The following is a 10,630-nucleotide window of genomic DNA, read 5'->3' on the forward strand; positions in this document are numbered from 1 at the left end:
ATGATAATAGAAAAAATTGTAACAAATATAGAGAAGTTAGACCAGGAGGAACTGAATAAACGACATAAAGAAAAAGTATATTTAGAGAGTGCCCATCTGGTAAAGCGAATTCAACGTGTGGAAACAGACCATGGCCGGGAGCTTGGAATTCGTTTAAAAGAGCCTCGTGATTTAGAAGCTGGTGATGTGCTTTATATGGATGAGAAAAATATCATCATTGTTGATGTATTATCAGATGATCTATTGATTATTTGCCCTAGAAGCATAAATGAAATGGGTACCATCGCTCATCAATTAGGAAACCGTCATTTGCCTGCACAGTTTGAAGGGGAAGAAATGCTCGTACAATATGATTATCTTGTGGAAGAATTACTTCTAGAGCTGGGTATCCCATTCAAACGAGAGAAGCGCAAAGTAAAACAGGCATTTCGTCACATAGGACATAGTCATGGATAAGAATGTGCTATCTTTATTCCAATTATGTGATTCTAATTTCCCTACAGGGGCGTTCAGCCATTCCTTTGGTCTGGAAAGCTATATACAAGAGGGAGTTGTACACGATAAGACGACATTCTCGAAATGGCTGGAGGTTTATTTGTTTGAGCAGTTGGTCTATGTAGACGGACTGGCTGCTAGAATGATTTATGATGCTCTTTGTAAGGGAGACCTGGAGAGAATTTGGCAGCTTGATCGCTTATTAACTGTGCAAAACCTTCCAAGAGAAACACGTGACGGAACAAGACGGATGGGAGAGCGGATGGTAAAAATCGCAGAAACTTTATATGAAGCACCCATCTTAACGAAGTACCGAGAGAGGATCAAGGCAAAAGCGTCTTTTGGACACCCGGCAATTGTGTTTACAATGGTCGGCCATTATCTAGGCGTAAAGAAAGAAATAACTATTTTGTATTATTTGTATTCATCCATAGCTAATTTAGTCCAGAACGCGGTACGGGCTATCCCACTTGGACAGACTGTGGGACAAAAAATAATATATGTGTTTCAAGAAAACTTATCCCAGGCCGTCCGGAGAATATTGAAATTGAATGAAGAAGATTTTGGTGTCGTTTCTCCGGGCTTGGAACTATCCCAAATGCAGCACGAAAGGTTCATATACGAATCTTTATGTCATAAAAATCTTATATAAAAGGAAGTGTCACAATGGAACCAATTAAAATCGGTGTTGGGGGACCTGTTGGCGCAGGTAAAACGATGCTTGTTGAAAAGCTTACACGTGAACTAAGTGATGAAGTGAGTATTGCTGTCATTACGAATGATATTTATACAAAGGAAGATGCCAAGATTTTGGTTAAAACGGGGATTCTTCCTGAGAACCGAATCATCGGGGTAGAGACAGGTGGTTGTCCACATACAGCTATTCGTGAAGATGCCTCCATGAATTTTGCAGCAATTGAAGAACTGGAGGAAAGACATCCGGATGTGGAGCTCATTTTTATTGAAAGTGGTGGGGATAATCTTGCTGCTACTTTCAGCCCCGAGTTAGTTGATTTTTCTATCTACATTATTGATGTCGCCCAAGGGGAAAAAATTCCTCGTAAAGGTGGACAAGGAATGATTAAATCAGACTTGTTTATTATTAATAAAACTGACCTTGCTCCATTTGTTGGGGCAAGCCTTGAGGTAATGGAGTCAGATACGAAGGTATTTCGTGGTAGTAAACCATTTGCACTTACAAACCTAAAAGATAATACGGGCCTGGATCAAGTTGTTGATTGGATTAAACAGCATGTACTGTTAAAGGGATTAGAGAAGGATGTCTGATTGGACGGGAATCCTTGAGCTTGATATAGAGGATCGGCAAGGGAAAACCGTCACAAACAACGTATACTTTCAAGGAGCATTTAAGATTATGCGTCCTGTTTATCATAATAATTCGCAACAACCAACCTATTATATACTTAATCCCGGCGGTGGTTATTTAGACGGTGACACATATCGAATGAAAGTAACGCTTGGTGAACAGGCTAAAGCAACCGTGACGACCCAATCAGCAACAAAGGTGTACAAAACACCGCAGAAACATGCTTACCAGGAAACAGAAATCATTTTTAAAAAAAGATAGTTTTTTAGAATACTTGCCTGATCCGCTTATAGCATATAAGGATGCTCGGTATCATCAGAAGAATATTGTTCATATGGAGCAGGGGGCGACATTGATTTATTCTGATATATTGACTCCTGGTTGGTCACCTGAGGGCGAGCATTTTAGCTATGATAGTCTTCGCTTAATCAATGAAATTTATATGGAGAATGAGCTAGTTCTATTTGATCACATTAAGCTAAATCCTAAGGAACAGTATATGGACGGACTAGGCGTGATGGAAGGTTACACACACCTTGGATCTTTTATTGTTATTTCCGAAATATCAGACTCTGAGATTCTGGATCGTTTATATGAAGAAATTCAACATGAAAATAGTGATTTTAAGGCTGGATTATCTGCCCTCATCATACCAGGATTTACTATTCGGATAATGGCTAATTCAACCCAGTTGATCGAACGAATATTAAAGAAATGCCATCATATAATAAGTAAGGAATGGTATAAAACAGAACCGAGTTTTCTAAGAAAATATTAAATTTTAGAGCCCGGCAAATAATTGAGATTGCCGGGCATGTTTTATCATTTTGCAATAAGAGTATAAATAATGATGCACAATCAAGCTTCTGACCACTTTAGAGATGAGTCTATGTTATGTCCTGTTCTTACCCATTTGTAATGGCGAAGTAATAGTATTTCAATTTTTGAAATGTAGCATTTTTATTTAAACGAGAGAATAGTGGGGAATGTATATGAATCATATAAATAAATTATTTATGTTCATAGTTGTAGTTGTACTGACAACTATGTTAGTTGCCTGTGGTTCCGATAAGGAAAAACAATCCTCTGCACCCTCAGATATGGACAAGAATGAATTGATATTGGCCATTGGCGGAGAGTCAGATGAAGGCTTTGATCCAACTACAGGGTGGGGCCAATACGGTTCGCCTCTTTTCCAAAGTACCTTATTAAAATATGATAAAGATTTTAATGTGCAGCTGGATTTAGCGGAGGACTACTCGGTAAGTGATGATGGTTTGGAATGGACCATCAAGATTCGGGATGGTGTGAAATTCTCTGATGGAGAAGAATTGACAGCCGAAGATGTAGTATTTACTTATCAAACAGCTGAATCGAGCGGGTCTGTTATTGATTTAAGTAATATGAAAAAAGTGGAGAACTCGGATTCTCATACAGTTATATTTACATTAAAAAAACCTGCATCCACTTTTATCAATTTGTTAACTACAATTGGAGTTGTACCGGAACATGCCTATGATGATTCGTACAGTCAAAATCCGATTGGCTCTGGTCCATTCCAATTAGTACAATGGAATAAAGGTCAGCAGTTAATTGTTGAAGAAAACCCGTATTATTATGGGGAAAAACCTTATTTCAAAAAATTAACATTCCTCTTTTTAGCGGAAGATGCCGCATTTGCTGCTGCTAAGTCAGGTCAAGCTGATGTGGTGTCTGTACCTTCGACATTTGCGAAAGAGAAAATTCCGGGGATGCATTTGATCAAACTGAGAAGTGCTGATAACAGGGGCATCATGTTTCCATTTGTGCCAGCAGGTGAAGAAACAAAAGAGGGCTATCCAATCGGAAATGACGTGACATCTGATCCTGTTATCCGTAAAGCAATCAATTTTGCAGTGGATAGACAAGCATTGGTAGACGGTGTGTTGGATGGATATGGCACTCCTGCGTATACGGTCGCCGATCAATTGCCATGGTGGAACCCTGAAACAGTCATTAAAGATAATAACATGGATAGTGCCAAGCAGATGCTCGATGAAGCCGGATGGAAAGAGAATGAACAAGGTGTACGAGAGAAAGATGGTGTCCAAGCATCATTTAATTTGTTATACCCGGCTGGTGACCAGATCCGTCAATCTTTATCCATTGCATTTGCAGATATGATCAAGCCACTTGGTCTTCAAGTGAAAACAGAAGGGCAGAGCTGGAATGAGCTCGAGAAAACGATGCATGCCAATCCTGTCATGATGGGGTGGGGAAGTCATAATCCGCTGGAAATGTATAATATTTACAGTGGTGACACGAGAGGCGAAGGATATTACAACTCTAATTATTATTTTAACCCAACGGTTGATGCATATATGGAAAAAGCGATGCGTGCAACCTCCCAGGAAGACGCCAATACGTATTGGAAAAAGGCACAATGGATGGGGAAACAGGATTCTCTGCCAAAGGAGATGCTGCATGGGCTTGGCTAGTAAATATACAACATTTGTATTTTGTTCGTGATAATCTGGAAATTGGTGAACAAAAAACACAGCCGCATGGACATGGCTGGCCGATAACCGATTTCATTGAGAAATGGCATTGGAAGGAAGAAGGGTAAACATTGCAATTGAAACGAGTAAGTCTATATGTCATTAAAAAAACGCTGAAACTGGTTTCCTTGCTTATTGCAATTAGTGTTCTATCTTTTTTACTTGTAAGCTATTCACCAATAGATCCCATCCAAAGCTATATCGGAGCTGATATGGTAAGGGTGAGCCCGGAGCAACGGGATAATATTGCAGCATATTGGGGTCTGGATGACTCGAAAACAGAGCAGTTTTTGAATTGGAGTAAAGCGGTCCTGCAAGGAAACTTGGGAACATCGCTAATTTACAGGGCTCCTGTTGCTGATGTCATTGCAGAGCGATTTCTTGCATCACTTATATTAATGGGCATTGCTTGGCTTATGTCCGGTTTTATCGGATTTATATTGGGAATCATTTCAGGAATACAGGAAGGATCATGGGTCGACCGAATAATAAAAGGATATTGTTTTATCCTTGCTTCGACGCCTGCCTTTTGGCTGGCCTTATTATGTTTAATGCTATTCTCTGTTTCACTTGGTTGGTTCCCTGTTGGACTGGCTTCCCCTGCAGGTATATTAACTGAAGATGTAACCTGGTTAGAACGAGCCAAACACCTGGTTCTTCCTGCATTGACATTAAGTATTATTGGTGTAGCCAATGTAGCCTTACACACGAGACAGAAATTAATTGAAGTACTTGGCAGTGAATATGCTCGTTTTGCCAAAGCAAAGGGAGAAACAGGCTTTTTGCTTCTCTGGAGACATGGGCTCCGCAATATTTCTTTACCTGCTGTATCTCTGCATTTTGCTTCATTTGGTGAGCTTTTTGGCGGAGCGGTACTTGCCGAACAGGTATTTTCTTATCCAGGTCTTGGTCAGGCGGTAGTACAGGCAGGGCTTGGTGGAGATATCCCACTATTACTTGGAATTGTGCTATTCAGTACACTTTTTGTATTCGCAGGTAATTTACTTGCTGATCTTTTGTATCAATTCATCGATCCGCGGATGAGAAAGGAAGAATTACAATGATCGGTCGTACAAGCTTTCCTATGAAAGTAAAAAAATGGAACTTGCGCCAGCGAACATTAGCTGTAACTATTCTTTCATTCACACTACTTGCCGGGATGATCGGGAGTGGAATCCTAATTGGACCGGAAAAAATGGGAGTGGATTTCTTGTCAAAGTACCTACCACCCTCGTTTACTCACCCTTTTGGGACGGATTGGCTGGGAAGGGATATGCTTACACGTACTTTAAAGGGACTAACATTAAGTTTTTCTGTCGGTCTGTTGGCATCCACAGTAAGTACATTTATTGCTCTTATCTTAAGTCTTCTTTGTTCCGTAAACAAAAAGCTGGACGCGGTGGTAACATGGTTCATTGATCTGTTTCTCAGTGTTCCTCACATTGTCATTTTGATTCTAATTTCCTTCGCGGCAGGCGGCGGTTTTAAAGGTGTTGTTATTGGACTTGCCTTAACACATTGGCCAAGTCTTACACGCTTGCTCCGGGCTGAGGTTTTGCAGTTGAAAAACACAGATTATGTAGCAGTTTCCAAAGCATTTGGGAAATCACGTATGTGGATTGCGAGACATCATTTGCTTCCACACCTAGTACCACAATTGATTGTAGGATTTATCCTGTTATTTCCACACGCCATTTTGCATGAGGCTGCCATTACATTTCTGGGATTCGGACTATCTTCGGAAGTTCCGGCCATCGGGATTATTTTATCAGAATCGATGCGCTATTTGGCAACCGGTATGTGGTGGCTGGCATTTTTCCCTGGATTGGCACTGCTGGTTATGGTTAGTATTTTTGATTTGTTAGGACGTAGTATCCGCAAATTAATTGACCCTTTCCATGGTCAGAAATTGTAAAGGAGATGAGAAGATGGAGATACAGCAATCGCAAAAAAAAGAAAACATACCACTAGCACAGAATGAGAAGAGTCCTCCCCTTTTTGAAGTGAACCATCTTGCTCTGACTTTTCGACAATACGAAAAAGGACTCCGGGAGTCGAATCTTCGGGTCATTCGAAACTTTGACTTATCCATTAATCAAGGAGAGATTGTGGCAGTAGTGGGTGCAAGTGGTTCAGGGAAAAGTCTGTTGGCAGACACCATTCTTGGCATTTTGCCGGAACACGCAGAGACTAGTGGCAACATACTATTTCAAGGAAAAATACTGACAAAAGAAAATCAGATTCGCCTCCGTGGAAAGGACATTGTGCTAATTCCTCAATCCACTAATGCACTCGATCCTTTAATGAAGGTTGGGAAACAGGTTCAATCTGTTGTAAAGAATAAGCATAAAAAGGCAGTCCAGGAACGTATCTTTCAAAAAGTGGGGTTAGCTAAGGATACCAGTGACAGATATCCTTTTGAATTATCCGGTGGAATGATCAGAAGGGTTCTGGTTTCCACTGCCATGGTAAGTGATGCGAAATTAGTCATTGCCGATGAACCAACACCCGGGCTCGATGAGCAGGCCAGGGATGAAGCGATTCAATATATGAAAAAGCTTGCCACGGAGGGGAAAGCAATCATGTTCATCACACATGATATTACAGCCGCACTGGAAATTGCAGATAAAGTCGCTGTCTTTTACGCAGGGGAAACCGTTGAAATTGCCAACACAGAAGATTTTTCAGGAAAGGGTGAAAACCTGCGTCATCCCTATACGAAAGCATTATGGAATGCATTGCCACAGAATGATTTTATCCCATTAAAAGGTATTCAGCCGTTGCCGGGTGAATCGGTATCAGGCTGTGTTTTTGCAGCAAGATGTCCGATTGCCACGGACGTCTGTACAGAAGATGTGCCACAACTTCGCCCACTTAATCATGGGATGGTGAGGTGTTATCATGCTTGAAGCCCGTGAAGTCAGTTACCGTTATCGAAATCATCCATGGTTGTTACAGCATGTCAATCTGCAAATTCATCCCGGTGAAGTTGTTGGTTTGTATGGGAAGAGTGGTGCAGGTAAAACAACCCTTGCTACTATTTTGGCTGGATTAAAACAACCGAAACAAGGATTTATTCAAATAGATGGCCACTCCTATCCCATGGAAGGTTTCCATCCGGTGCAGTTGGTTTGGCAACTACCTGAAAAAGTAGTTAACCCTAAATGGCGGATGAAAAAAATTTTAACTGAAGCTGGTCCATTGGATAGTGACTTATTGGCTATGTTAGGAATCAATAAAACATGGCTAAATCGCTATCCCAGCGAACTTTCAGGTGGTGAGCTGCAACGCTTTTGTCTTGCCCGTGCACTTGGTCCAAAGACAAAGTATCTGATAGCAGACGAAATGACTACAATGCTGGATGCTATTACGCAGGCACAAATTTGGCATACAGTCCTGGAATTGGTGCAACAACGGAATATCGGAATTCTGGCAATCAGTCACGATTCCTCATTGTTGGAGCGTGTCTGTGACCGGGTAATAAATTTTGATACACTTCATTCTGTATGAAAGCATGCAAGGAAATTTTTATAAAAGGGTTTTAATTGACTTCTTGATAGGGAATACTTAATCTATAGAAGACTTACAAATTCGCTTAAAATTATTTACATGATGAGGTGTCTCGATTGGTTGACAATTTTGAGGTGAAAAAACTATATGAAGACCGTCCACATGAGCGGCATCGCTTTAGCTTTACCATTGATGGTAAAGAATTTAAAGGTAATTTTCATGAAGATGACATTCAGTGGCTGCATCCCCACCCAAAACAAGATGTCGAAAAAAATCATTTGGAGTGGATTGAAGCTGAAGTTCGCCGATTACTGAATGAGCATGATACCAAAGATGAATTGGAAAGCATGGAAGGTGTAGAGGGAATTAAAGTTACCCCTATGCTAGAAGATCAATCTCATGAAGCACATCAGTTTAAATTGAATATAGATGGAGAAGAATTTAAAGGTATGGTACGAGATGGTAAATTAGAATGGTTTCATCCAAAGCCAAGACGAAAACTAAAAGATGCCCGTGTAGACAAAGTGGAAGAAAAAGTGTATCAAAAAATGAAAGAACATAATAAGGATTGACATGAATGCCACCCGCTCCAATTAGGGTGGCATTTTATAATGAAAATAGTATGTCCATGGAAAAAATCCAGATTTTTTATACTTATATATATTTATATCAAACTAATATTTGTTGTGTTGGATGATTAGTTCCATTATTTTAGATACATACCAAGCATAGGAAGAAGGAAAAAACATGTTAAAACAACTAGCCCTAAACGTTTACTATATGCCTCATTATTCGGAAACAGACCGGCCTGCATTAGGTTTAGTCTGTGGGGAGAATTTTAGTGTGGCGATTGATGCTGGTAACTCTCCTGCACATGCGCAGGATTTTCTGGGATTGGCTGAAAAGATGGACATTTCTCCAATTCAATATGTACTAGTAACGCATTGGCACTGGGACCATATTTTTGGTATGAAAATAATGGACCGCACTGCAATCAGTCATCATGATACTAAGAAGAAGGTAGCATATTTAAAAACGTTGAAGTGGGATGATGCTTCTATTGATGCCCGTGTAGAATCTGGCGAAGAGATAGAATTTTGCCGTGATATGATTAAGCGAGAGCTGCCTGTCCGGGATAATCTGAAGCTGTGCGCGCCGGAAATAACGTTTCAAAATCAAATACAGCTCGATCTTGGTGGCATTACCTGTGTGATGGAGCATGTCGGTGGGGAGCATGCACCAGATTCGTCCATCATCTACATTCCAGAAGTAAAAATCATGTTTTTAGCTGATTGTCTTTATCAGGATTTTTATAGTGGCGAATGGAGCTATGATTTGAAAGAAGTACAGACCTTATTGGCAAAAATTAAGAAGTATGATGTGGAGCATTATGTCCTTGGTCATCAGTCACCAAAAACATATGCCGAGCTATGGGGCTTTCTTGATGAGCTTGTAGCTATCGGGGAGGTCGTTGGAAGGGAAGCTTCACTCGATCAAGCAGTAGAAGCCTTTACACTTGCAAGAGAGAAGGAGCCTACAGAAGAGCAGCTTGAATTTATACAAAATTTCGTTGCAGGCAACCAGAAGAAATCTATGTAAATTTACAGAAATAATAATAGAGGTGATAAGAATGAGACGTGTAATTATCGATACAGATACAGCAGGGGATGACACGATCGCCCTTTTAACTACACTCCATCATTTTCATGTGGAGGGAGTAACAATAACTGGTGGTAATGTTGATTTCGATCAAGAGGTAGAAAATGCGCTTTATACAATTCAAGTTGCCAATCCAAAGAGCTATGTTCCTGTCTATAAAGGACTGGAGAGACCGCTCCATGCTACGGGCATGGCTCAGCATCGCAATGTAGAGGATGTGCATGGCAAGGACGGAATGGGTGGGGCTTATTTTGAAAAAGCAAAACAGCGTCCCGAAACTGCCCATGCCATCGATTTTATTATCGATACAGTGAAGAAAAGTTCTGGAGAAATTGAGCTATTGGCGATCGCCCCTTTAACAAATATTGCAATGGCAATAAAAAAGGAACCCTCCATCATCAAGGATATTCCCCATATTTACATTATGGGTGGTACAAATAATTCTCTAGGAAACATTACGGCAGCAGCAGAGTATAACTTTTACGTTGATCCTGAGGCAGCAAATATTGTTCTTCAATCCGGAATCCCACTCACGATGGTAGGGTGGGATATGTGCGTAAATTATTCGATTATGGATGATGCGGATCATGAAGATATTAGAAAGCTTGCCACGAAAGGCTCGCAATTTTTTATGGATATTAATCAGGTTGTAATGAAATTCAACAAGGAGGTTCATCGCCTGCCAGGGACTACCCACCCAGATACACTTCTTGCAGCCATCGCCGCAGATGAAAGCATCATGACGAAATCTACGGATTACTATGTCGAAGTGGAAACACAAGGTAAGCTGACTCGTGGTTACAGTCTAGTTGATATTAATAACCGAAGCGGAAATAAACCAAATGTACGTGTTTGTGAAGCGGTTGATAGAGAAAAGTTTAAAACAGTGTTGCTTGATGTGTTGCGGGCAATTGATTGATTTTGGAGGATGAAGATGAAAAGGCTGCAGAATTTTTATGGATTCTGTGGCTTTTTAAATGAGAGTAGATGTGTTGAAATGAGAGAGTCGCCCAAAATATGAGAGAGCAGGCCACCAAAATGAGAGACCCGTCCAAAATATGAGAGAGCAGGCCGCTCAAATGAGAGACCCGCCCAAAATATG

Annotated in this window: 12 protein-coding genes and 1 pseudogene; all 13 read left to right on the forward strand. The window is 40.6% G+C overall.

The window, feature by feature from the left end; genetic code table 11:
* The 13 genes and pseudogenes from ureE to JCM12304_RS07220 all read left to right on the forward strand — a co-directional run bounded on the left by ureE (position 1) and on the right by JCM12304_RS07220 (position 10,447).
* Positions 1-456 carry an urease accessory protein UreE gene (gene ureE / locus JCM12304_RS07165; RefSeq protein WP_060679376.1) on the forward strand — a complete coding sequence of 152 codons (456 nt, stop codon included), beginning with the start codon at positions 1-3 and terminating at the stop codon, positions 454-456.
* Positions 449-1,134: pseudogene (locus tag JCM12304_RS07170) on the forward strand (urease accessory protein UreF). The gene ureE and the pseudogene JCM12304_RS07170 overlap by 8 nt, the downstream one beginning before the upstream one ends.
* 27 nt (positions 1,135-1,161) lie before the next feature.
* Positions 1,162-1,782: an urease accessory protein UreG gene (gene ureG / locus JCM12304_RS07175; protein ID WP_060679378.1), complete on the forward strand. Its 621-nt coding sequence runs from the start codon at positions 1,162-1,164 to the stop codon at positions 1,780-1,782.
* A complete protein-coding gene (locus JCM12304_RS20315; protein WP_369813142.1) occupies positions 1,775-2,083 on the forward strand; it encodes an urease accessory protein UreD in 309 nt (102 codons plus the stop codon). Before ureG ends, JCM12304_RS20315 begins: the two co-directional genes overlap by 8 nt.
* A complete protein-coding gene (locus tag JCM12304_RS07180; protein WP_369813143.1) occupies positions 2,043-2,600 on the forward strand; it encodes an urease accessory protein UreD in 558 nt (185 codons plus the stop codon). Before JCM12304_RS20315 ends, JCM12304_RS07180 begins: the two co-directional genes overlap by 41 nt.
* Before the next feature lie 214 nt (positions 2,601-2,814).
* Positions 2,815-4,299 carry an ABC transporter substrate-binding protein gene (locus JCM12304_RS07185; protein WP_369813144.1) on the forward strand — a complete coding sequence of 495 codons (1,485 nt, stop codon included), beginning with the start codon at positions 2,815-2,817 and terminating at the stop codon, positions 4,297-4,299.
* Positions 4,300-4,430: 131 nt separating this feature from the next.
* Positions 4,431-5,423 carry an ABC transporter permease gene (locus JCM12304_RS07190; protein WP_060679380.1) on the forward strand — a complete coding sequence of 331 codons (993 nt, stop codon included), beginning with the start codon at positions 4,431-4,433 and terminating at the stop codon, positions 5,421-5,423.
* Positions 5,420-6,274, forward strand: a complete 855-nt coding sequence (locus tag JCM12304_RS07195; RefSeq protein ID WP_060679382.1) for an ABC transporter permease — start codon at positions 5,420-5,422, stop codon at positions 6,272-6,274. Before JCM12304_RS07190 ends, JCM12304_RS07195 begins: the two co-directional genes overlap by 4 nt.
* A 13-nt stretch (positions 6,275-6,287) precedes the next feature.
* On the forward strand, positions 6,288-7,268 hold the full coding sequence (locus JCM12304_RS07200) for an ABC transporter ATP-binding protein (protein ID WP_060679384.1): 981 nt from the start codon (positions 6,288-6,290) through the stop codon (positions 7,266-7,268).
* Complete coding sequence (locus JCM12304_RS07205; protein ID WP_369813145.1) at positions 7,261-7,869, forward strand: ABC transporter ATP-binding protein; 609 nt, start codon at positions 7,261-7,263, stop codon at positions 7,867-7,869. Before JCM12304_RS07200 ends, JCM12304_RS07205 begins: the two co-directional genes overlap by 8 nt.
* A 116-nt stretch (positions 7,870-7,985) precedes the next feature.
* A complete protein-coding gene (locus tag JCM12304_RS07210) occupies positions 7,986-8,441 on the forward strand; it encodes a DUF5342 family protein (RefSeq protein ID WP_060679387.1) in 456 nt (151 codons plus the stop codon).
* A 175-nt stretch (positions 8,442-8,616) separates the two neighbouring features.
* Entirely contained in the window at positions 8,617-9,468 is an 852-nt protein-coding gene (locus JCM12304_RS07215; RefSeq protein ID WP_060679389.1) for an MBL fold metallo-hydrolase, read from the forward strand.
* Positions 9,469-9,499: 31 nt separating this feature from the next.
* The gene (locus JCM12304_RS07220) at positions 9,500-10,447 is read left to right on the forward strand and encodes a nucleoside hydrolase (protein WP_060679391.1); all 948 of its coding nucleotides are present in this window, start codon (positions 9,500-9,502) and stop codon (positions 10,445-10,447) included.
* Positions 10,448-10,630 lie beyond the last annotated feature (183 nt).

Origin of the sequence: Virgibacillus halodenitrificans JCM 12304 (assembly GCF_001310895.1) — a bacterium.
Lineage (GTDB): Bacteria > Bacillota > Bacilli > Bacillales > Amphibacillaceae > Virgibacillus_Q > Virgibacillus_Q halodenitrificans.

Bases quoted from the DNA above. Each gene is read 5' to 3' on its own strand.
- JCM12304_RS07205 (WP_369813145.1), top strand. From the start codon at position 7,261: ATGCTTGAAGCCCGTGAAGTCAGTTACCGTTATCGAAATCATCCATGG.
- JCM12304_RS07195 (WP_060679382.1), top strand. From the start codon at position 5,420: ATGATCGGTCGTACAAGCTTTCCTATGAAAGTAAAAAAATGGAACTTG.
- ureG (WP_060679378.1), top strand. From the start codon at position 1,162: ATGGAACCAATTAAAATCGGTGTTGGGGGACCTGTTGGCGCAGGTAAA.
- JCM12304_RS07185 (WP_369813144.1), top strand. From the start codon at position 2,815: ATGAATCATATAAATAAATTATTTATGTTCATAGTTGTAGTTGTACTG.
- JCM12304_RS07180 (WP_369813143.1), top strand. From the start codon at position 2,043: ATGCTTACCAGGAAACAGAAATCATTTTTAAAAAAAGATAGTTTTTTA.
- JCM12304_RS07220 (WP_060679391.1), top strand. From the start codon at position 9,500: ATGAGACGTGTAATTATCGATACAGATACAGCAGGGGATGACACGATC.
- JCM12304_RS07200 (WP_060679384.1), top strand. From the start codon at position 6,288: ATGGAGATACAGCAATCGCAAAAAAAAGAAAACATACCACTAGCACAG.
- ureE (WP_060679376.1), top strand. From the start codon at position 1: ATGATAATAGAAAAAATTGTAACAAATATAGAGAAGTTAGACCAGGAG.
- JCM12304_RS07215 (WP_060679389.1), top strand. From the start codon at position 8,617: ATGTTAAAACAACTAGCCCTAAACGTTTACTATATGCCTCATTATTCG.
- JCM12304_RS20315 (WP_369813142.1), top strand. From the start codon at position 1,775: ATGTCTGATTGGACGGGAATCCTTGAGCTTGATATAGAGGATCGGCAA.